This window comes from Marinobacter sp., from assembly GCF_041687235.1.
GTDB lineage: Bacteria > Pseudomonadota > Gammaproteobacteria > Pseudomonadales > Oleiphilaceae > Marinobacter.
Map to the genome: position 1 here is coordinate 333,021 of NZ_JAWLCH010000002.1, position 22,264 is coordinate 355,284.

Annotated in this window: 21 protein-coding genes; 9 read left to right on the forward strand and 12 right to left on the reverse strand. The window is 56.1% G+C overall.

Annotated features, from left to right (window positions below; all coding sequences use genetic code 11):
• Positions 1-77: 77 nt before the first annotated feature.
• From ACESMK_RS05300 to ACESMK_RS05325, 6 genes are all read right to left on the reverse strand, one after another.
• Positions 78-800, reverse strand: coding sequence for an amino acid ABC transporter ATP-binding protein (locus tag ACESMK_RS05300; RefSeq protein WP_372995981.1), 723 nt, complete (start codon positions 798-800; stop codon positions 78-80).
• Positions 797-1,450, reverse strand: a complete 654-nt coding sequence (locus ACESMK_RS05305) for an amino acid ABC transporter permease (protein ID WP_372995983.1) — start codon at positions 1,448-1,450, stop codon at positions 797-799. The genes ACESMK_RS05300 and ACESMK_RS05305 overlap by 4 nt, the downstream gene beginning before the upstream one ends.
• Complete coding sequence (locus tag ACESMK_RS05310) at positions 1,450-2,115, reverse strand: amino acid ABC transporter permease (RefSeq protein ID WP_372995985.1); 666 nt, start codon at positions 2,113-2,115, stop codon at positions 1,450-1,452. The genes ACESMK_RS05305 and ACESMK_RS05310 overlap by 1 nt, the downstream gene beginning before the upstream one ends.
• Positions 2,116-2,266: 151 nt before the next feature.
• Positions 2,267-3,085 carry a transporter substrate-binding domain-containing protein gene (locus tag ACESMK_RS05315; RefSeq protein WP_372995987.1) on the reverse strand — a complete coding sequence of 273 codons (819 nt, stop codon included), beginning with the start codon at positions 3,083-3,085 and terminating at the stop codon, positions 2,267-2,269.
• A 309-nt stretch (positions 3,086-3,394) separates the two neighbouring features.
• On the reverse strand, positions 3,395-5,977 hold the full coding sequence (locus ACESMK_RS05320) for an ABC transporter permease (protein ID WP_372995989.1): 2,583 nt from the start codon (positions 5,975-5,977) through the stop codon (positions 3,395-3,397).
• The gene (locus ACESMK_RS05325) at positions 5,967-6,620 is read right to left on the reverse strand and encodes an ABC transporter ATP-binding protein (protein ID WP_372996068.1); all 654 of its coding nucleotides are present in this window, start codon (positions 6,618-6,620) and stop codon (positions 5,967-5,969) included. The genes ACESMK_RS05320 and ACESMK_RS05325 overlap by 11 nt, the downstream gene beginning before the upstream one ends.
• A 166-nt stretch (positions 6,621-6,786) precedes the next feature.
• On the opposite strand from ACESMK_RS05325, the gene ACESMK_RS05330 reads away from it, so the two are divergent.
• Positions 6,787-7,983 carry a CaiB/BaiF CoA transferase family protein gene (locus ACESMK_RS05330; protein ID WP_372995991.1) on the forward strand — a complete coding sequence of 399 codons (1,197 nt, stop codon included), beginning with the start codon at positions 6,787-6,789 and terminating at the stop codon, positions 7,981-7,983.
• A gap of 38 nt (positions 7,984-8,021) precedes the next feature.
• Complete coding sequence (locus ACESMK_RS05335; RefSeq protein WP_372995993.1) at positions 8,022-8,933, forward strand: histone deacetylase; 912 nt, start codon at positions 8,022-8,024, stop codon at positions 8,931-8,933.
• A gap of 44 nt (positions 8,934-8,977) precedes the next feature.
• Here ACESMK_RS05335 and ACESMK_RS05340 read toward each other — a convergent pair whose 3' ends face one another.
• Together ACESMK_RS05340 and ACESMK_RS05345 are read right to left on the reverse strand one after the other, a co-directional pair.
• Complete coding sequence (locus ACESMK_RS05340) at positions 8,978-10,084, reverse strand: histone deacetylase (protein WP_372995995.1); 1,107 nt, start codon at positions 10,082-10,084, stop codon at positions 8,978-8,980.
• 16 nt (positions 10,085-10,100) lie between these two features.
• Complete coding sequence (locus tag ACESMK_RS05345) at positions 10,101-10,643, reverse strand: GNAT family N-acetyltransferase (RefSeq protein ID WP_372995997.1); 543 nt, start codon at positions 10,641-10,643, stop codon at positions 10,101-10,103.
• Positions 10,644-10,920: 277 nt separating this feature from the next.
• On the opposite strand from ACESMK_RS05345, the gene ACESMK_RS05350 reads away from it, so the two are divergent.
• From ACESMK_RS05350 to ACESMK_RS05370, 5 genes are all read left to right on the forward strand, one after another.
• Positions 10,921-11,412, forward strand: a complete 492-nt coding sequence (locus ACESMK_RS05350; RefSeq protein WP_372995999.1) for a YqhA family protein — start codon at positions 10,921-10,923, stop codon at positions 11,410-11,412.
• 49 nt (positions 11,413-11,461) lie between these two features.
• Entirely contained in the window at positions 11,462-12,586 is a 1,125-nt protein-coding gene (locus tag ACESMK_RS05355) for a hypothetical protein (RefSeq protein WP_372996000.1), read from the forward strand.
• A 13-nt stretch (positions 12,587-12,599) separates the two neighbouring features.
• A complete protein-coding gene (locus ACESMK_RS05360) occupies positions 12,600-13,265 on the forward strand; it encodes a DNA-3-methyladenine glycosylase I (protein ID WP_372996002.1) in 666 nt (221 codons plus the stop codon).
• A gap of 93 nt (positions 13,266-13,358) precedes the next feature.
• Entirely contained in the window at positions 13,359-15,458 is a 2,100-nt protein-coding gene (locus tag ACESMK_RS05365) for a TonB-dependent siderophore receptor (RefSeq protein WP_372996004.1), read from the forward strand.
• Positions 15,459-15,554: 96 nt separating this feature from the next.
• On the forward strand, positions 15,555-16,424 hold the full coding sequence (locus ACESMK_RS05370) for a helix-turn-helix domain-containing protein (RefSeq protein WP_372996006.1): 870 nt from the start codon (positions 15,555-15,557) through the stop codon (positions 16,422-16,424).
• On the opposite strand, the gene ACESMK_RS05375 is transcribed toward ACESMK_RS05370, so the two are convergent.
• Positions 16,386-16,979 carry a LysE family translocator gene (locus ACESMK_RS05375; protein WP_372996008.1) on the reverse strand — a complete coding sequence of 198 codons (594 nt, stop codon included), beginning with the start codon at positions 16,977-16,979 and terminating at the stop codon, positions 16,386-16,388. The genes ACESMK_RS05370 and ACESMK_RS05375 overlap by 39 nt on opposite strands.
• A 284-nt stretch (positions 16,980-17,263) precedes the next feature.
• On the opposite strand from ACESMK_RS05375, the gene ACESMK_RS05380 reads away from it, so the two are divergent.
• Positions 17,264-17,752, forward strand: coding sequence for a CBS domain-containing protein (locus ACESMK_RS05380; protein ID WP_372996010.1), 489 nt, complete (start codon positions 17,264-17,266; stop codon positions 17,750-17,752).
• Positions 17,753-17,916: 164 nt separating this feature from the next.
• On the opposite strand, the gene ACESMK_RS05385 is transcribed toward ACESMK_RS05380, so the two are convergent.
• The gene (locus ACESMK_RS05385) at positions 17,917-18,081 is read right to left on the reverse strand and encodes a DUF1289 domain-containing protein (RefSeq protein WP_372996012.1); all 165 of its coding nucleotides are present in this window, start codon (positions 18,079-18,081) and stop codon (positions 17,917-17,919) included.
• A 104-nt stretch (positions 18,082-18,185) separates the two neighbouring features.
• A complete protein-coding gene (locus ACESMK_RS05390) occupies positions 18,186-19,097 on the reverse strand; it encodes a pirin family protein (protein WP_372996014.1) in 912 nt (303 codons plus the stop codon).
• 162 nt (positions 19,098-19,259) lie between these two features.
• Between ACESMK_RS05390 and ACESMK_RS05395 the strand changes: the two genes are divergently transcribed.
• Positions 19,260-20,459, forward strand: coding sequence for a cation:proton antiporter (locus ACESMK_RS05395; RefSeq protein ID WP_372996016.1), 1,200 nt, complete (start codon positions 19,260-19,262; stop codon positions 20,457-20,459).
• 17 nt (positions 20,460-20,476) lie between these two features.
• Here the strand turns inward: ACESMK_RS05395 and ACESMK_RS05400 are convergent, their stop codons facing one another.
• Positions 20,477-22,201 (reverse strand): PAS domain S-box protein, encoded by a 1,725-nt coding sequence (locus ACESMK_RS05400; RefSeq protein WP_372996018.1) that lies wholly within the window; start codon positions 22,199-22,201, stop codon positions 20,477-20,479.
• Positions 22,202-22,264: the final 63 nt, after the last annotated feature.

A 22,264-nucleotide genomic window follows, 5' to 3' on the forward strand; every position in this document is an offset into this window, starting at 1 on the left:
CTCGTTGGGGCAGGAAAAATGGCTGGGGAAGCGGGTCCAGGAACTCCCCCAGCCAGCGCCACGCCTGTGGCGACTTTTTAGCGCACTTTTGAGAGGAACTTCTGCGTAAGCGGGTTTTGCGGATCGGTAATCACCTGCCTGGCCTCACCAATCTCGGCAATAACACCCTGGTGGAAATACGCCACCCTGTCGGAGACATCCCGCGCAAAGCCCATTTCATGGGTCACGCAGATCATGGTCATGCCCTCTTCCGCCAACAGGCGCAGGGTGTCCAGAACCTCGCCGACGAGCTCGGGATCCAACGCGGAGGTTACCTCATCCAGCAACATGTAATCGGGCTTCATGGCCAGGGCCCGGGCGATCGCCAGGCGCTGCTGCTGGCCACCGGACATCTTGGTGGGGTAAACATCCAGTTTGTCTCCGAGGCCAACGTGCTCCAGTTCCTTTTTGGCGATTTCGATGGCCTCTTCCTTGCTCATCTTTTTGACGATTCTGGGCGCAAGAGCGGCGTTTTCCAGCACCGTCATGTGAGGGAAGGAATTCCACTGCTGGAAGACCATGCCAAGCTTCTGGCGCAGCTTATCCTTGTTAGTCTCTTTGGCATGGACATCAACATCATCAACGAGGATCTTGCCGCTGTTGATGGTCTCGATGGCGTTGATGCAGTAAAGCAGGGTTGATTTACCGCTCCCAGAGCCCCCGATAACGCTCACCACTTCGCCTTTCTTCACATCCAGGCTCACGCCTTTCAGTACTTCAAGATCTCCAAAGGATTTGTGGACATTCTGGACGCTGATCATATTGCCATTTTCCTCTCGACATACCGGCCGTAGTGGGACAGCGGGTATGAAATAATGAAGTAAAAGATACCAACACCGATCAGAATCTCGAGCGGCTGCTGGGTTCTTGATATCAGTTGTTCCGAGGTTCGCAGCAGTTCCATGTAACCGATAACCGAGACGAGAGCCGAGTCCTTGATCACGCTGAGAGCTACACCCAGCCAGGACGGAAACACGGCACGCAAACCAATGGGTAAGCGGATGTGGTAAATGGTTTGCCACTTGGTCATACCCAGTGAACGTGCGGCTGTCTGCATGGAGGGGCTGACACTTTCGAAGCCGCCACGGAACACCTCGCTCATGAACGCCATGGTGTACAGAGAAAGCACGATGGAACCTGCCACGAACGGCGCCATTGGACTCCCGATGGCCCCCATGAATGTGGAGAACAAGATAAGCTGAATGATCAGCGGAACGCTTCTGAGTACGTCCAGGACGCCGCCAAACAGCGCATTAACTACCCGGTTGCTCTCAGCGCGGGCAAACCCCACGATCAGGCCGAGCAGGGTACCCACCACGATGGCGACAACGGAGATGATGACCGTATTCCAGATACCGGTCAGGATCAGACCGCTATCGCTCCAGGAAAGGGGTGTGAACAAGGAATTCATCAGATTTCCCCCTTGAAGAGTCGACGGGCAAGAAGCGATGAACCGAACAGCACCAGTTTGGTGATGACAAAGTACATAACAGCCGCCACGATGAAGAATTCAAGGGTTCGGAACGACAGGGACTGAAGCCTCTGCGTGGTGCCGGACAGCTCACTCATACCCACCAGAATGCCCAGAGAGCTCATCAGGATGGACCAGACAAACTGATTGGTCATCGGGTGGTAGATGCGTCGCAGCATCTGCGGAAGGATGATGTACCGATAAGACTGAATGCTGGTCATACCCAGGGATTTGGACGCGCTGTACTGGGTACTGGGAATGGACTGGAAGCCCCCCCTGAACGTCTCTGTGAGGTATCCCGCGTTGATGAACACCAGGGCACACAGCACTGCAGCGTAGGGACTCAGGTGAATCCCAAAAGCTCCAAGGCCAAAATAGGCCATGTAGATCTGGAACAGAGCCGGTGTGTTTCGGGCAATTTCAACCCATACGGTTGCGACGTAACAAAACGGTTTGCTGTTGTTCATTTTGGCGATCGCCAGCAAAATGGCGATCACAACGCCCAGAAGCATCGCTAGAACGGACACGTGCAGGGTAACAAAGGCGCCGTTCAGCAGCTGGGGCATGTTCTGGAACACGACATTCCAGTGAAAGTTGTAATCCATACCTTGGCCATTTTCTAGTAATGGAAGGGAGCTCTACGCACGCTGATTAATAGCCGTGATCGGAAGTCTGGGACAGGACGTTGAACGCAGTTCGCCTGCCCCGAAACGCTTGCCATGGCGGCCACCTTAGCGGCAGCCGCCAGTTCAGCGCTTACTTGTTGTCCCGGAGGGACTGGATCAGATCGGCAGGCGCATCCGAACCGAAGTGCTTATTGTAAGCTTCGTTCATATTCCCATCGCGTATCTGACGCACCAGGAACAGGTTCAGGTAGTTGATCCAGGCAACCTGGTCACGCTTGGCGATAATGCCAACAACGTCGTCGTAGTTCGGAACGTAAGGACCTGCTACAAAGTCTTCGAACTCTTCGCTACGAAGTTTGGTCGCGATGTTGGTGTTGGTGGAAATAATCGCGTCGACCTTGCCCTGATAAAGCCCCAGGTAAGCATCGTTCTCAGACTTGAAGGAAGTGTAATTGTCGTCGCCCCAGCCCTGCTGTTCCGCATAGGCCAAGTACTCGGTTTCGTAAGTGGTACCAAGCGCAGCGCCAACTTTCAGATCTTTCAGGTCGTCAAAAGACTGGATGTTCTTGTCCTCGTGGGCAATGACCTGAAATTTGAACACGAAGTACGGGTAGGTGAAGCCAACGGTCTTGGCACGTTCCAGCGTATCAGAGGTTGAACCAATAACCACGTCGGTCTTACCGGAAACCAGGGACGGGATCCGCTCCCCCCAGGTAAGGTTTAGAACGTTTACGTCTACACCCAGCGCTTCGCCAAGGTCGTTACAGTAATCGACATCAAAACCGGCTGGTTCGTTGTTGCCGTCAAAGTATCCCATCGGTGGAAAGTCGAGAACCACGCCACAGTTCAGGGTGCCACGTTTTATGACGGTATCCAGTTGGTCTGCAGTTGCGTTTACGGAGGTGACTGCAGCACAAGCGAATACCAGCGGTGCAAGTTTGCGAATCATAGTTATTCTCTCTTTTTCTTTTGTGGGGGAAAGATTTTTATCTGCTTTGCCTACACAACACGCGCTATGTGCAAAAAGCATACGTATAAATGCTACCGTAGATGTTTTAGTGAAATATCTTGAAATAGGCAAATCCCTAGTGATTTTTCCTGAATTTTCGCCTTTCAAAAAGATTTCATGAGCCAAAAGCCCGAAATCCAGCCAAGAAGACAAGAAAAAGCCTGCACTTTGCATCTAACCATGCGATTTCACGGTATTTTCGTATTTACCGGCCAACAGGCCATTTCTTTGCAGGTCGGCAATGCCTAATTAGCCTTCTCGTAGCAAAACCGCCGGATTCAGGCGCATTGCCCTGAGTGTCGGCAGCAGTCCACCTAGCAGTGCCAGCGAGCTTACGGTGCCGGCAACCAGCATGCCCAGCCACCATAAATCCCCGGCGGGCAGTTTCAGCGCCAGATCTGCCACGGGCAGTGCGATGAGTGCCCCGAGGCCGGTCGCGAAGATCGTCGCCAGAAAGGTCAGCAGCCCTGTTTCCAGCAACATAGCGCGCCGGATCGCCTGATGCCTGGCACCGAGGCAGTGCAGCAGGTTGGCTTCGTAGAGTTGCCGCCTTCGGCTTACGCTCACCACGCTGGAAAGCACCAGCAGGCTTGCCAGAAGACTGACCGAAGCAACGGCCGCAAGACCAGCTGCAGCTTTGTTGAGCAAGTCACCGGCGGTTTCAAGCCAGTCGGCGGTGCGCAGTGTGATCACGTTCGGAATGTTCTGTGCCAGCCATTGCTGGGAATCTTTGGCCGCTTCATCGCTCTGGTAGACAGCGCCTACGTAAAGGCTGATCAAGTCGTCCAGTGCGCCCTGCTGGAGAATGCCCTCAAACCAGAACCGGGTTTGCAGACCTTTCTGCCGGTATATGGCCCGGATTTCGGCGGTAATGGTTTTATCCTGGGCGTTAAATTCCACCCGGTCGCCAACCCCAAGGCCTAACTCGTTGGCCTCCCGGTCTTCCATGGCCATGAAGGCGGGCTCTCCTTCTGGCGCAGGTGATGACCACCAGTTGCCCGATACCAGTTCCAGGCCTTCCGGGTTGCCGGAGAGATAGCTGAGTTTGTATTCATCCCCCATGGCCTCGCGCCTTGCCTCGGCGTCATCGGCCAGAACCTCGGCAATGGGCTGCTGGTTAATCATCGTCATTCGCGACCGCACCATAGGCAGAAGCTCTACCCGACTGGAGGCATCCAGGGATTCCAACCCCGACTGAAGCGGTTCCATCTGGTCCGGAAACACTTCATACAGGATCAGCGCCGGTGATTCCGCCGGAATCGTGGTTTCCAGCGCCCGCAGAAGTGTGATGACGATAAGGGTACACGCCACGACCAGCGTCAGTGCTGTGCCAAGTGACAGCAGCGTGGCCCGAAGCGGCGAGTCCGGCCGGTGAAGGTTGGCCAGCGCCAGACGCCGGGCAAACTTGCGGTCAGCAAAACCGCCATGCTCCAGTGCCTTCGCAGCACGCCGCAATCCCTTGATGAGACCTTCCAGCAAGCCCCAGAGCACAATCACGGCGAGCAGGAACAGAAAGCCCAGATGCGGGGATGGCAACCAGAACAGGGTCGAGCCAATGTACACCGCCAACAACAGATAGCTGGCAATCCGCCAGCTGTGTGGTTCATTAGGGGCCGCCTGTACCTGGCCCCGGAAGAGCCCTGCCGGTGATGCAGCGAGCGCTCTGGCCAGTGCCGGTAGAGCAAACACATAGGCTGTAAGAACGGCAAACAGCCAGCTCAGAAGCAACGGCACCAACCAGAGAGACAGCCAATGCCCTGCCCCCTCCGGCCCGGCCAGTGCGAAGGCATCGCCGGCCAGGCTGACGGCGACAGCGGAGAGCCCCAACCCGATTCCACCACCAATCAGGCCCGCCAGAGTGCCCAGGATGCCAATCTGCAACAGGTAAATGCCTACCAGAGGCTTGCGGCGAAGGCCCAGTGTTTGCAGCGTGGCGATGGTGCCCAGTTTTTCGTCCAGGTAGGCGTGGATGCTGTTCGCAACACCAAGGCCGCCAATGAACAGTGTGGTGAAGGCGATGAGGATGAGCGCGGTGGCGATCTGGTCCAAACGCTCGGAAATGCGTTCGCTGCGCTCGGCAAAGGTGGTGATATCCCACCGAGTGTCCGGGAATGCCTGCTCGAACGCGTCCAGCCAGGTGTCCAGATCCTGGTCAGTCTGGACTCGATATTCGTAGTCTACACGGCTGCCCGGGCGGATCAGCCCTGTCGCCTCCACCGCCTGCTCGGAAATCAGGATCGGCAGGCCGCGCCAGTTGGCGTTCAGGCTGCGATCCGGCTGCTGCTGGATAAGACCGCTGATACGAAAGGTGGCCGCGCCGATTTCGATCCGGTCTCCGACGGACTGGCTCAGGCGTTCCGCCAGCAAGGGGTCAATAATGGCGCCCCACTCCCCCTCTTTCCGGGCTGTCAGAAGCTCAAGAGTTTCATCTGGTGTGAGCTCAAGCTCACCATAAAGGGGATAGTGGGCATCCGGAACCAGTATCTCGGCCCGAAAGAAGCCGTCACCGCCGCTGCCACTGACGATCGTGTCGAATTCCCGAACCAGCGAAATGTTGCCGGTGGCACGAATCCACTCGAGCACGTCATCCGGCAGAGGCTCGCTGGTATCCAGTTCCACATCACCCCCCAGCAGCGCCCGTGTATCCGCCAGCAGACTCTGTTCAATCACCCGGTAGAGGCTGGCTGTAGCGGCCACCAGAGTAACGCCGAGAATCAGGCAAGCGAGAAAAACCTTGAGCGCAGAAATGCGTGATCGCAGATCGGTGATGGCGAACTTCAGCATCCAGAGCAGGCTCGTGGAACGGGGCTGTCGAGAGCTTTCAGGCTTCATAGAGACGACCACCGTCCATCCGGACCCGATGCTGGCACCGCTCGGCAACCCGCTCATCGTGCGTCACCAGTACCAGCGTGGATTTGCTTTCCTTGTGAAGATCGAACAACAGGGAAAGGACTTTCTCGCCGGTGTCGTGGTCCAGATTGCCGGTGGGCTCATCGCCCAACAGTAGACTTGGCTGATGCACCAGAGCCCTCGCAATCGCGACACGTTGTTGTTCTCCGCCGGAAAGCTGCCCCGGGTAATGCTGCAACCGATGGCTGAGGCCAACCGCCTCCAGCATGGCAAGGGCCCTGTCAAGGGCCTTCGGCCGACCGGCAATTTCCAGTGGCAGGCTGACGTTGCCCAGTGCAGTCAGCCCGGGTAACAGATGAAAAGACTGGAAAATGATGCCAAGGTGTTCGCTGCGCCAGTCCGCAAGGGTGTCGGCGCCCATGTCGCCCAGACGCTGATCACCAACGAGGATCTCACCGCTTGTTGGTCGCTGCAGGCCGGAAAGCAGTAAAAGCAACGAGGTTTTCCCGCTGCCGGAGGGGCCCGTGATTGCCAGTGTTTCTCCCGGGGGCACCATGAGAGAGGCATTTTTGAGTACTGCAACCTTGCCGGATTCGGTGGGATACTCGAGAAAAATATCGCTCATTTCAACACTGGTGGACACTGGCGCTCCTCTGGTTTGATAAATTTTCTGTTCTGGCACGTATCAATAAATTGTCGGCGGCAGGATTAAGTTTAGAGTACGAACCCATTTTCAGACTGGCGCACTCTCGTTTGTAGACGCCCTTAGTGTAAAAGAGGAGCCCTTCTCCATGACCGGACCGCTTGATGGCATCCGCATTATCGATCTGACAGCCATGATCTCCGGACCGCTGGCTACCATGATGTTGGCGGATCAGGGTGCCGAGGTCATCAAGGTCGAAAACCCGGCCGGTGGCGACTTCACTCGGTCTGCGGCAAATCGCCAGGGGGATATGTCGGCGCTGTATCTCAACAACAACCGTAACAAGAAGTCGGTGGCATTGAATCTGAAAGAACAGCAAGGGCGCGATGCGCTGCTGAGGCTGGTGGCAACGGCGGACGTATTCGTTCAGAACTTTCGGCCGGGTGTCATTGAGAGGATGGGCTTAGGCGAAGAACAACTGCGTAAGGTTGCCCCGAATCTGATTATGGTGTCGATCAGCGGGTTTGGTGAAACCGGCCCCTACGCCCAGCGGCCGGTATACGATCCGCTGATCCAGGGATTATCCGGTTTGGCAACGGTGCAGGCCGGCGCCGATGAACTGCGCCCTCAACTGGTGAGGACCATCCTGCCCGACAAGCTCACAGGAATTACCGCAGCCCAGGCAATCACAGCCGCTCTGTTCGCCCGCGAACGCACCGGGGAGCCCCAGCATGTCCGGTTATCCATGCTGGACGCGATCATCGCGTTTTTATGGAGCTCCGACATGGGCAGCCAGACCTTCGTGCACACTGAAGTGCCACAGCAGGAAGCCGCAAGTCTTCAGGACCTGATCTACGAGACCACGACGGGCTACATCACCATTGCTGTTCAGAGCGACCGGGAATGGCAAGCACTCATTCGCGCCCTGAATCGCCCGGAGTGGGCGGAGGATTCGCGCTTCCTGACCGCCGAGTTGCGACAGGAGAATATTGACGCCAGGCTCGAGCTGATTCAGTCGGTCATCAAAACCGATTCTGCGGAACACTGGCTGGCGAAACTTGAAGCCGAGCAGGTCCCATGCGCCCCGGTTCTTACCCGAACTCAGGTGCTGGACCATCCCCAGGTTGAGGCGAACGGCCTGCTGTCGCACTACGATCATCCCCGGGCCGGTCGGCTCCGCCAGGCCCGTGCACCCTCACGATTCTCGGCGACACCAGAGCAGCCGTGGCAAGGCGCTCCACGCCTCGGCGAGCAAACCAGCGAACTGCTGGCTGAATGTGGGTATACCGCGGAAGAGATCCAGTCGATGTGTGATTCGGGAATAGCATCCGTAGCCACCGGCTAACATTCTGACGCTGCAAACCCTCTGCAACCGGAACGCCCATGCCCGTGCCCGTCGTTTACCATCCAGACTACAGCTTCCCATTCCCGGCCAAGCATCGCTTTCCGATGGAAAAGTTCGGGCTGCTTGCCGACTATGCTCGCTCGAAAGGCCTTCTGACTCAAGCCAACGGCTTTCGCCCTGCCCCCTGCCGCCAGGCCTGGCTAACCCAGACCCATTGCCCGGATTACCTTGCCCGCTTCGCCAGCGATCAGCTTTCGGCACGGGAAAAGCGACAGATGAATCTGCCCTGGAGCACGGGGCTAGTCCGGCGGACCTTCCTGGCCCCGTCCGGTACCGTGCTGACAGCCCAGCTCGCACTGCGACATGGCATTGCCTGCCATCTGGCGGGAGGCACCCACCATGCTCACTACGACTATGCCGCCGGGTTCTGCATACTCAATGATCTGGCCATCGCTGCGAACGTGCTTTTACGCCAGGAGGCCATCAAACGCGTACTCATTTTCGATGTGGATGTGCACCAGGGGGATGGCACTGCGGCCTTATTGGTGGACCAGCCAGATGCCTTCACCTGCTCCATTCACTGTGAGCGCAATTACCCGTTCGAGAAAAAACTGAGCGACCTGGATGTCTCGCTGCCCGATGGCCTCGAGGATGAAGCCTATCTGGAAGCTGTCAGTGAAACATTGCAGCAGGCGTTGGCGTTATCCAGGCCGGATATCGTGCTCTATGATGCGGGGGTGGATGTATACAGGGACGACCCCCTGGGCCGGCTGAATATTTCCGAAGCGGGGATCCATGAGCGGGACGTTCAGGTACTCAGTGAACTGAAACGCCGGGGCATTCCGGTAGCGACCGTCATTGGCGGCGGCTACGACGATGACCGGGTGAAACTGGCAAAGCGCCATGGAATTATTGTAGAAGCCGCAGCCCGGGTGTTTACCGGCGATTGAGGTTTCGTCACTCTCGTTGATATCAGGAGACCAGCTTAGCCTGACTACTCCTGTTCATCACTGAACGCAGACCGATGGAATTCTGCGGCCTCTTCCACCTCCTTTACGCCCATTTCCCGGATCTCGGGTACGTCCCCGCCCGCCAGTGTCTCCAGCACCGCGTGCACTCCTTGCGAGAGCGATGTCAGGTTATAGCCGCCTTCCAAAACCAATGCCAGCCGACCGTCACAATGCTTGTCGGCGATCTCCTGAACGATCCGGGTGATTGCCCGGAAGCCATCGTAGGTCAGGTTCAGGGCCATGTCGTTTCGATGCGGATCAAAGCCGGCGGAAACCAGCACCAGGTCCGGTTTGAAGTAATCGGCTGCTGGAACCAGGATCTCACGAAAGACTTTCTCGAAGGCAACGTCGCCGGCGGTTTCCGGAAGCGGCACATTGATAGTGTAGCCTTCGCCCATGCCGACGCCTATTTCCTCGATGTGACCTGAACCAGGGTAAAAAGGCGCGGCGCAATGGGTATCGAAGAAGAGCACATCCGGATCAGCCCAGAAAATGTCCTGGGTACCGTTACCGTGATGGGCATCCCAGTCGATGATGAGTATCTGCCCGCAGCCCAGTTTGGCCTGGGCGTGGGCAGCCGCGATGGCCACATTATTGAGCAGACAGAAACCTCTGGCACGCACGGGTTCGGCGTGGTGGCCCGGCGGGCGCACCAGTGCGAACGCGCTGTCAGACTCCCCGTTTACGACACTTTCCACCGCCGCTATGGCATTCCCGGCCGCTGCAGTGGCCGCGTTTATGCTTTCAGGAGAAACAGCCGTTGTATCCCTGTCGAGCCAGGCTCGCTTGCCCGCCAGAGAAAAGATGTGGTCCAGGTAGGAAGTGGTATGCACCCGAGCCAGTTGCTCATAAGTAGCAGGTGCCGCGCCGCTCCGGAATTGAACACCCTCGATGGGATGCTCATCCATGTACGCCTTGATGGCAGAGAGCCTGCCCGGATGTTCCGGATAACTCCATTTGAAATCCAGGCCCTGAAGAATCGACCTCACGCGTTTTTCCACACGGCTGGGCATGAACGGCAGATCCACCTCGGGGTTGTGCCCAAGCATGACCTCGTCATAAAACACGTTAACACTGCGATCGCCAATCATGGCCGGCTTCCTTCTTTCATCCTTGTAACTCAGTCAGCGCCTGCTTGACCGTTGACGTGAATGCTGCCGCACGAACGCCCGTGGTCTTGAAACCCAGCTTGGTCCATGCAGCCTTGGCTTCCTTGTTAGAAGCAGCGTATTCAAGGATTAGCTCCGATGCATGATGCTGCTCCGCGAAGGTCACCAGATCCCGCAACAATGCCTTCAGGATCCCGAGCCCCCGAAACTCCGGCTCTACCCAGATATCGTCAATGACACCTGTCTTGAACTCTGTGGACTCGGACTGTTCCCATATCCCCTGGCCTCGCCAGATATAGACATAGCCCATTCCCACCAGACCCGAATTTTTACTTTCCGCTACGAGCAACAGCTTGTTGGGGTCATCCAGCGAGGAGTGCAATGTTCGCAGAAGCCGTTTACGTTCGCTTTCCTTGAGATCATGGGGAGGTGCGCCTGAAACATGCAGCGCCAGCTTGGCGAGGAATCCCACCATTTCCGGCAGGTCGTCTTCCTGAGCCTCTCTGATAACAAATCCACGCTTCGTGTGCTTCCCCGCCACGTTCAACTCCCGGTAGACCGTCGTTTGGGACAAACCACCCAACACAAGAAATAATCTGCGTTTCCCGGTCGTATACATTTGAGCTAACCTTCAAAGCTTAGACGCTGGTTGATCCCGCTACAAAAGCAAAGTAATTGGTAGTGTTCTTGGAATACCCCCGACTAAGGGGTAATTTCGATATCGTGTTCAGGTTTTATTTTTCGAAGAGAGTTATATGCACCAGGAAAAGAATCCTAAGGGGTCAGTGGGAAACAACACTGAAAGGCGTTTCGAACTCGTGCTTTGGAACTCCCGCTTGCTGGTCATGCTTGCCGTTCTTCCCAGCCTGCTTGGCGCTACGGTTTTATTCTTGATTGGCACCGCAGACATGATTCAGGTGGCAGCGGATGCCGCGGTTTACTATTTTGGCAGCGGAACCGAGGATATACACGACACCGTGGTTCCCAAAATAATCATTGCCGTCGACATCTACCTGATAGCCATCGTTTTGCTGATTTTCGGCTCCGGCGTATACCGACTGTTCGTCTCCCCGATTGACCAGGCTGAGGAGAAGTCACCAAGCCACCCGTTTAACGTTAGCTCCTTTGATCAACTGAAAGACAAGATAGCCCGAGTGGTTATACTCGCGGTCATTATCGAATTCTTCCGGGCAGTGGTGGATATCCGGTTCCAGACACCATTGGACGCTATCTATCTTGCGGTATCGGTTCTGGCGCTGGCTGGCGCGCTCTATTTAATGAGTCACGCGCATCGCAAGGAATCTCACTAGTGTTGAGACCCAACCCCTTGCTCTTTTACCGGTTCAAAGGCGGTTAGCGATGAGGAAGCTGCTGGTGATTCTGGGGGTCGCGACGGTGATTGCGCTGGTATCGACGTTTACTTCCCAGCCTATGCTGATTGAAGAGCGGCTGATCCGGATTCAGGCTGAGGATACGCTCCGGGAGTTCCCCCGTATCGAATCCGAGCCGCCCGAAGTTCAGGCCGCGTTGCTGGATATGGCCGATGACGAACTTCTTCTCCTGAAGGCTCATGCGGCCTATCTGAGATACCCGGAGATGACCCGTGAGATTTTTCCCGTTTTCGGACCTGAGCCGGAATTCCGGGAGATTCTTCGGCTTTATGGTGAAAACATCCTGCCGCCCATCCACTATTTCCTGAGCAACCCTGTTGGCTCCGTCGAACTGATGAACGATCTGGCCAATAAATACCGGGCGGCTGTGGAATTCTTTACCGGAAACGAAAACTCTGACTCCGATGCTGCCGCCCGGCAAAGCGCTCCCGGGAAGGAGAAGCTGACTCGGGAAGAGCGCGGATGGTACGCCGTGCGCTTTATCCAGGAAGAGGGTCATGATTTCCTCGGCCAGTTTGTCGTCAACGATCAGGGCGACATCATCTGGGTTCGCACAGAACGGGTACTGGAGAACATCAACCAGTTTTTCGCCAGTGGCATCCGCAACCTGGAGATTCAGCATCGCACGGGTGAGGACGTGTCGGCCGCTGACGTTGGCTGGGCATCGGTGGATGTTCTGGTTTTTGCCAGCGCACTGAAGGTGCTTCGCGCAGGGCGGGCGGTAGCGGTTTCTTCACGAGGGGCCGCACAGGGCACACGGTCTGCTGCACTGGCTGCGCGCCTTACCAACAGCGGGCGCATGTTGATGACCACCGCCCGCTATGCGAAATGGCCGGCCGTCGTGGGCGTTGGGTACCTGGTGGTCACTCACCCGAGTATTATTAACGACGTTCTGGCTGAGGTATCTGAAGTGCTTGGCTACCCGGTCAAAGTAGTGCAGTTTGTCGGTTGGATGCTGATACTGCTGCCAGTGCTATACATCGGCAGCTGGGTCTTCCGATTGGTTGTCCGGCCAACCCTTGCGCTTTTGAGCGCCGCACTTGCAGGCCTCTCGCACATTGGCCGCAGAAAGTCGCTTAACCGACTGGACTGATTCACGGAGTACTATGTCCTTTTCCCGCATTTACGAGCAGGCCGTTCTCCAGAAAGGCGGCGAATTGGAGGTTCGAATGCGGCTTCCAGCAGTCGCAAAACCTGGCCAACTGGAAGCCCTTGGGGATGATCGCTACCTCTCGGAAATCACCCGGTGCATCTTCAAGGCAGGTTTCGTCTGGCGGGTGATCGAAAACAAATGGCCGAAGTTTGAAGAGGCATTCGAGGGGTTCGTGCCGCTTTACTGGCAGCAGGTTCCTCCGGAGGTACTGGAGCAGCTGGCCGGTGATGAACGGATCGTTAGGAACGCCCAGAAGATTCAGACCGTGCCAGAGAATGCCCGGATGATTGTGGATGCGGCCCGGGAACACGGCAGCTTCGGCAAGTTTCTGGCCAGTTGGCCCAGCAGTGACCAGGCCGGTTTGCTGCTGTGGCTCAAAAGAAACGGTGCGCGGCTCGGGGGAAACAGCGCCCAGTATTTTCTGCGCCGTGTGGGCTGGGATGGCTTTATCCTTTCCCGCGATGTAATTGCTGCGTTGCACCGTGAGGAAATGCTCGATGCATCCCCCACCAGCAAGAAAGGGCTGATGCAGGCCCAGGCCGCCTTCAACCAATGGCATGAGGAAAGCGGGCTGCCCTACAGTCATCTCTCAAGAATTCTGTCGTTTACTGTGGATTGAGCCTGCTGGTCAATTCAGGCTACAGTTCTTGTAAGTTTAATAATAATTGTTATCATTCGCCTCCGTATTCATAACGAAGGCATAAATTTACCCATGAAAGCCCCAAGCCCCCGACGCTGCCGTTTCGTCGCGCTCGCCTCCCTGCTCGGTGTCAGTTCCCTCGCCACCGCACAATCCCAGACCGATGATGCCACCACACTCGAGGCTCTCGATGTGGTATCGGATGCCATTACCGCGCCCGATTACATGCCCCTCGAAAAGACCCCTGAGGTAGGCAAGCTGAACGTTCCACTAGAGGAACAGCCCTACTCGGTCTCCATCATTGATCGTGGTTTTATTGAGGATTCCGGCGCCAAGAACATACAGGATGCCCTGCTCTACACACCCGGTGTTTATGCCGGTGCCTTTGGTTTTGATACCCGAATCGACTCGGCGAAGGTACGGGGCGTTGATGCCGGCAGCTATCTGGATGGGCTGCGCCAGATCTACGGTTCCTACAACTCTGTGCGCACTAATGTGTATGCCCTGGAGAGCATCGAAGTTCTGAAAGGCCCCTCTTCCATGCTGTATGGCCAGGGCGACCTGGGTGGCATTATCAATGCGGTATCCAAGCGCCCTGAAGAGGAACAGGGCGGCGAAGTCTGGGCCCAGTACGGCACGTTTAATCGCAAGCAGTTGGCGGTGGATGTGACCGGCCCCGCAAGCGAGAATGGTGACCTGCTGTATCGCCTCGTCGCCCTCGGGCGCGACAGCGATACCCAGGTGGATTTTGTGGAAGACGATGGCTACGTTCTCGCCCCTTCCCTGACCTGGCGTGCCAGCGACGACACCAGCGTAACCCTGCTATTGAACCGCCAGGAGAACAAGGGCCAGATTTCCGCCCAGTTCCTGCCACAGGCAGGTACGCTTGAACCGGGCTCTCAGGGTTTTATCGGCTCTGAGCGCTTCGTTGGCGAGCCGGGCTGGGATCGCTACGACCGTGAGAAGACCGAAGCCACTCTGTTTGTTGATCACCAGCTAAACACCAACTGGGCAGTTTCCGCTACGGCCCGTTATACCCGTTCCAGCACGGAAACCCGCGAACACTGGATCACCATTCCAAGCGTGCCAGATGTTAATGGAGAAGTGCCGCGCACGATCTTCACCGCGGATTCGGAAACCCGTATTTTTAACGTTGATGCCCGCCTGGAAGGCAATGTCGATGTGGGCATGACCCGGCACCGCCTGATTATCGGCGCAGATCGCCAGGATGCCCTCTGGAAGCAGGACAATTATTTCTATGGCTATGGTCTGGGTGGCACCTTCAATGTCTACGACCCGGAATACGGCAACCTTAACCTCGGTGCAATCAACCCGACCGACCGGCCCGACAACGAAATCGAACAGATTGGCCTCTACGTTGCCGACCACATCGAGATCGGACCCGTCGTTGTATCCGCCGGCCTCCGTCACGATTGGGCCGAGAACCGCAGCCTCGCGGTGTCCGGGGCAGATACCGTCAGCAAAGAGGAAGCTACCACTGGCCGCGCGGGCGTAATGTACCGGTTCGACAACGGGATATCGCCCTACGTCAGTTACGCCGAGGCCTTCAGTATGAACCTTGGTACCGATGGAACGCCCGCTGCCAATACCCTCGATCCAACCACTGGCGAGCAGCAGGAAGCCGGTGTGAAGTATGTGTCACCAGATCAGTCTCTGGGCGTCACAGCCGCCTATTTCGACATTACCCAGAAAAACCGGATCAGCGATGGCAGCACTCCCGGTGGTGTAGAGCAGACAGGTGCAGTGATTGATGGCTGGGAACTGCAGGTAAACAAGCGCTGGCAGCGTTTTGAAACCCAACTGGCCTATACCGATCTCAATGCCAAAGACGACGCCTCAGGCAACCGCCTGCCCTACGTGGCCGAGCGCCAGGCTTCCTGGTGGAACCAGCTCTACGTCGCCAGCAACTGGCGGTTCGGTGCGGGCGTGCGCTACGTGGGTGACAACGTTGGCTCAGGCGGCGGGCCCGTCGTTCCCTCCGTTACCCTCTATGACGCCATGATCGGATATACCTGGCAGAACTGGGACTTCAGCGTGGATGCCAAGAACCTGGCCGATGAGGAGTATATCTCCTGGTGCCGGTCAGATGGCGCGGACTGCGGCTATGGCGAGCGGCGCACTGTGAACGCAAACGCTAAATATCGCTTTTAAACCTTCCGTTCTCCAGCGACATCCGCAGCCAGCTCACAGGCTGTGGATGTCGTGCTAGCATTACACTCTATTCAAGGTGTTTGCAGCGAGGAAGCTATGTCACACATTGCCAACATGGAAAGCAGGCCCCTATTTTGGCGGGATGCCCGAATCCCCCATGTGGAATTGAGGAAGGTGGGCGATGGTCGCAAGGTCTGTTATGACCCTCACAGCCACACCCAATGGTCGATTGGTGCTATTACTGGCGGCAAAAGCACATTTCAGTACCGAAATGACCGTTATCGCGTACGCGCCGGTGATCTGGTACTCATGAATCCGGAATGGGTTCATGCCTGCAACCCTATCGACAATCAGCCTTGGGCCTACCTGATGCTTTACGTGGACACCGACTGGCTGACGGATCTGCGGCTTCGCGCCGGGCTTCTGCAAGAACCCCTCTGGCAGGATATTTCCACAGCAACAATATCTGAAACCATCTGGTATGAGCGCTATTGCCGCATGGCGGAGTGTCTTCTTGATCCCCGGAGTGATTTGCTGGAGAAACAAACCGAAGTGGTCGAGTTCCTGTCGGACTTGATGCAAAAACTGGCCGAGCAACCCTTTATTGCAGAATCCCGGGCACCAGATACCCTCTCTGCCCTTGCCCGTTACCTGGACCACCATGCCGCAGAAGATGTCTCGCTGGACACACTCTGCGAGCTTTCCGGATACAGTCCCGGGCATCTTATTCGGGCGTTCAAGCAGTATTTTGGCCTGACACCTCACGCCTATCTGGTAAACCGTCGCGTCCAACTCGGACGGGTGGATCTGAAAAATGGCATTCCTATCGCCGAAGCAGCCCTGAACGCAGGGTTTGCCGATCAGCCGCATTTCCAGCGTGCTTTCAAACGGCTAATGGCCGCAACGCCAAATCAGTACCGTCGACTCTCACCCGATCACCAGATACAGACAACTGGCCGCGAGTAATAGAGCCAGAGTTCGGTTCACCGTTACCAGCACCTCCGGCCGCTGAACGTACCTCCGCAAGAAAGCACCGGCGTATACCCAACAGGCCAGCGACAGCCAGCAAATCGGCAGATAGACTGAGGCAAACATCAGAATCTGATCCAGATCGTTGGCGCTGGTATAGGCACCAATACCGGAAGCCGAGGCCAGCCACGCCTTGGGGTTGAGCCACTGCATCAGTGCCCCCGTCGTGAAACCGGGGGCCTTCCTGGACTCTCCCTCGGGCAAGCGGCCATTGTCCGTAGCCAACTTCACGCTCAGGTACAACAGGAAAACGACGCCCGCCCAACGGAGGATCTCCTCAAAAATGGGTAGCATGGTTAATAACGAAAACAACCCAAGCCCAACAGCAATGAACAGGGCAACGAAGCCCAGCGTGGCTCCGGTCACAAAAACAAGACCGCGAGAAACCGGATAGCGGGTACCACTGCTGAGGCAGACAAGGTTGACCGGCCCCGGAGATATAGAGGCGGCCAGAGCAAACGCGGACATTGGCAGAATCAGGGAAAGACTCATGGTTTTATTCTCCGTTCGTATCTTGGGATGAGTCTGGCCTGAAGTCCGGAGAGTTTATTGAATAAAATTGAGGTTGGTGGAGATAAAAGCATTCGGGGCTATCGAAATCTGGAGCATGGACATTAGACATGGGCGGGAATACATTGATGATGGCGCCGGATAAAAATCCAGGGCGCTGCCTTCAGGATGAACGGCCCAAGGAAGTATGCAGGATCCGATGTCGCAGGGGCGAATTGCTGACGGCATTCATTGGACAGCCAAACCTCAGGAAGGAGGACATCCTAATGAAAGTCAATGAAGTGATGGTTACCGAAGTGGCGAGCTGCTCCCCACAGATGTCTTTACAGGACGTTGCCATGATGATGTGGAACAACGACTGCGGCGCCATTCCGTTGGTGGATGATATGGAACACCCACTGGGCATAATCACAGACCGGGATATCGCCATGGGCGCGGCTCTGCAACACCGGCCGTTGTGGGATATTCGTGCCGAAGATATCTGCAGTCATCGTGAGCTGTATTGCTGTTCACCGGACGACAGCATTAAAAAAGTTCTACAGCTCATGGAAAAACATGAGGTGCGGCGTCTTCCGGTGGTCAATCAATACAACCAGCTTTGCGGCATGGTAAGCATGGGAGATATCGTTTCATTCACCGGCACTGAGACCCCGAAGAAAGCCGGCGACAAGAAGATTTCCTCAACGGAGACCATGGATTTCCTGCGGCACGTTAGTGCACACCATCCCAGCCATAAGGCTCCAGCCGCCTTGTAAGAGCAATTAGCTTAGTGCAGTCGTCCGCTTCAGAACCGGCGGCTGCAGATTTGCAGGCTATCTAGTCACACTCGCTCGCCAGAGCCTTGTCAGCTCTTCTTCCGCTGCTTCTTTTTCGCCTTCTCGTACAACTCGCGCAATGCTTTGGGATTCTTCCCTTTACCCTAGCCGTGAGACCCCAGGATACGTGTCCAGATCGCCTGTTTTTCTTCGGGCGAGAGCTGTTTCCATTCCTTTTTTTCCTGTCGGGTTCGGCCGCAGGCTTTACAGATGGCCTTCTTGTTAAACTCGCAGACGTCAATGCAGGGTTTCTTGGTGACGGGCTCCATGGACTCTGGCTTTCCCCTCGTTTTGAAGAATGGGTTGTTTCAACCCTGAGGACTGCAGCCTCCGGATACAAGGCGCGAAGCCCGTGGAAAACCGAGACAGCGGGCTAGTACGGAATAAACGCTTCCTCATCGCCCACGACTTTCTCGAACCGCCCTGCCCTCCAATCTTCTCTGGCTTTATCTATACGGGCCTTGCTGGAAGAGACAAAGTTCCACTCAATAAATCGCTTGCCCAGCGGCTCACCCCCAATCACGGCAATCCGGGTATCTTCCGTGGCGGTTATGGCAACGCCGGGCTCCCGGGAGAAGATCGTCATGCTATGGGTAGGGAGCTCGAAACCATGGGCGCGTAGCGCTCCGCTGGCAATATAAACAGCCCGTTCGGGGGCCTCGGGTAATTCCAGGGTCTGACCGGCTTTAAGGGTGGCTTCCAGATAGAGGGTTTCACTGAACTGAAGCACGGGCGAAGTCACCCCGTAGGCACTGCCAATCATGACACGGACCGGTACGCCGTCGATCTCAACGGACGGAATGTTATCGTCGGGATAATGGTGGAACGCTGGGGCCGTTTCTTCGTTGTTTTCTGGCAGAGCCAGCCAGAGCTGGAGCCCATGTAAACGGTGATCCGTTGCGGTAACTTCCGGGCGCTCCCGCTCGGAATGGGCTATGCCGCTCCCTGCTACCATGAGGTTGATATCGCCGGGCCGGATTGGCTGGTAGCTACCCACGGAGTCCCGGTGCAGTATCTCGCCCTCAAATAAATAGGTTACGGTGGCAATGCCAATATGGGGATGGGGCAACACATTGATGCCCTCGCCAGCTGGAAATTCCGCCGGGCCCATTTCATCAAAAAAGATCCATGGGCCGACCATTTTCCGTTTTGCTGTTGGCAAAAGGCGTCGTACCGAGAAGCCTCCAAGATCGGAGGCACGGGGTGACAGTATCGTCTGGATAGCATCGCACTGCGCTTCGATCACATCACAGCCTTGCTCTGTTGACGACAATATATTGCTCATGACGCCGTTCCTCTGCTCAAGGAGTATCGTTATTGCTTCCCGACCGGCCACAAAATTATGCTATCCGCAATGTAAAGCTAGAGCAATTGCTGTCCGGCAGGAAGCTACAATTGGTGGCAACACAACCGTCACAATAAACCCCAAGGAAACTTCAGGGCACTGATGATCGAACAACTTCCAGAGTGGCTGCCAATCACGACTACACAGGCGAAAGTGAATGTCATCCTGCTTGGCGTAATACTTTCCGCCAGCATTTTTGCGGATACTGTCGCGCGTCGCACAAGAGTACCGCGCATTTCGATTCTGATGCTGGTAGGCATTGCAATAGCGGTCATTCAGCAAGTGTTACTGGGGCAGCGACAAGGGGAGTTGCTTGGCGGCCTGAGCGAGCCGTTGATCCAATTGGCCCTGGTAATGGTTGCTTTCGTTCTTGGAAGCGAATTGAAGATCGACCGGCTTCGACGCACCGGCCCGCTCATCCTGGTTGTTTCACTTTTCGTTATCGTTGGTGGCGGCCTGCTGGTCGGTGCAGGTTTGCTTGTACTGGGCTATCCACTGGTTGTAGCAGTGTCCCTGGCCGCCATTTCGGTGGCAACGGATCCCGCAGCAGTCACCGAATCTGTTCGGGAAACCCGCAAGACAGGCCTTTTGCCAAAACTACTACTGGGCATTGTCGCTATTGACGACGGGTGGGGTATCCTCGTATTCGGGCTGAGCATGGCGACACTCGGCTGGTTGATTGGAAGTGACGCGGAACTGGCCCTGCTACACGCAATATGGGAGTTGGGTGGCGCGATACTGCTGGGTGCAGCGATTGGATTGCCGGCCGCATGGCTCACAGGTCGTCTCAGGCCTGGTGAGCCCACTCAAGTTGAAGCGATTGCACTCATCCTGTTGCTGGCAGGATTTTCATCTTCGCTTGGGGTGTCGGCGCTACTGGCCTCAATGGTGGCTGGCAGCCTGGTCGCCAATCTTTCACATCACCACACCAGATCCTTCCGGGAGATCGAGCATATTGAGTGGCCGTTTCTGGTGTTTTTCTTTGTCCTCTCGGGGGCAAGCATCGATCTTTATCAGGCCAACGATGCAATCTTACTGACCCTCGCCTATATCACACTGCGCTTGGGCGGCCGTGTTCTGGGCGGCTACCTCTCAACTCTGGTCGCAGATCGAAGAGGTAACAAGCTTCCACGCGATATCGGCCTTGCGTTAACACCCCAGGCCGGTGTCGCGATTGGTATGGCGCTGCTGGCGGCCGAGCGTTTTCCTGAATTCCAAGATGCCATACTGCCTGTCGTAGTAGCCTCTACGATTATCTTCGAGTTGGTTGGCCCGGTACTTGTCAGGCGTGTTTTGCGCTGAGAAAAGCCGGGCATTTCTTAGCCTTCGATTCTGTTCAATGACGTTGCAAGGGCCGATACCCGCTGATTGGTTTCGTCCACCAGCCCGTCAATTTCACCGGCAGACGCACTCGATTTCTGGGCCAGAGAGCGAACTTCTTCAGCCACTACCGAAAATCCTCTGCCCGCATCGCCAGCCCGCGCGGCCTCGATGGCCGCATTGAGCGCCAACAGATTGGTCTGCTCGGCGATACCGTTAATCGTGGAGACGATTCCGCTGATCTTATTACTCACTTGCAGCACCGAATCCATCGCTTCCTGGGTTTCCTGAAGAGCAACATGGCGGTCGGTTATATCGATGCCAAAAAGAACGTACTTCCGAACATTCCCGTTGAACTGCTTAAGGGCGACAATCTGGTAATCCAGGGCCAGCATTGGCATGTCTTCCAGCTGCACCGTGGATTTGCCGCTGAATTCTCCGGTTTTCCTGAGAACCTCGGTGCTTTCCCGATCCAGCTGGGACCATAGCTGATTCGCCGCCCGGGCCACCTTATCCTGAGTGCCATAGAGGTTCTGAATCAGGCCGTTGGCGCTGAGAAAGCGTCCGTCCGGGTTGAACTCAATGGTGGCCATGGAACGTTCGATAGCCTGCAGGCGACGGGTAAAGTCCACCGTCTGCTGCTTGCTGCGAGTAATGTCGGCCTCCACGGATATGAATCGCTGAACCCGGCCATGTCCGTCGAACACCGGTGCGATGGAAAGGGAAACCCAATAAGGGGTGCCATCCTTGTGATAGTTGAGGATCTCGGTATAGAACGGCTCCTGCCGATTCAGATGCTCCCGGATCTGCCGGACAGTTTCAGGATCAGTGCCCTCCCCCTGAAGCATAGGACCCGGTTTTCGACCCCTGCAATCTTCGAGGCTGTAACCGGTCAGCTTTTCAAAGCCAGCATTGATGTATTCGATCTTGCCGTCACCGTCAGTGATGATGATCCCGCTGTTGGCATGATCCGCCACCAGCGACAGCATTTCCATTTTCTCGCGCTTTTCCACTTCTTGCGTGACGTCCTTGATAAACGCTGTGTAGGTGATCAGGCCGTCAAACTCGATTTTGCTGATCGCGGCCTGCCCCCATATTTTCGATCGGTCTTTTCGCTCAATGGTGAGTTCACGGTAACTGCCGACGATCCGGTTTTCGCCAGTCTGACGGTTGCGATTTACAAAACTGTCGTGCTGGGAGCGGATCGCCTCGGGCACCAGCATCTTCACATTCTGCCCAAGCACTTCCTCCCGGCTGTAACCCCACATGTCTTCGGCCGCTCTGTTAAAGAAAGTGACGTTATTGTGCTCGTCGATGGAAATAACGGCATCCATCGCCTGCTCCAACGTCTGGTTCATCATCTCGCGGGCGTGCCTGTCCTCACTGATGTCTCGAACGAACACTGTCTTTTCGGTGTTTGAGTCGGGTTCCAATCCGGTCACATCCAGGTGGGCCCAGAAGCCACGCCCATGAGAGCTCTCGAGATAGACTTCCTCAGATTCGCTTGCCCCGTTGGCAAGCCGCCGAAGCACGTCTCCGGGCAGGAGATCCGAGGCTGCCTGGCCAATCACTTTATCCCTGCCTGTGCCCCACAACTTCTCGGCGCTTGCATTAAAAAAGGAGATTCTGTTGTGCCGATCTATGGTTAGTATGGCTTGCGGCGCCTGCTCAAGAATGAGTGATGCGCGGGAGGGGAAAAACAGACCGGACAATAATTGAAGCATGAAGACCAGACCCTTGAAAGTTACGACACGGATTGTGCTGGATTCCGTAAAGACTCTTTTAAA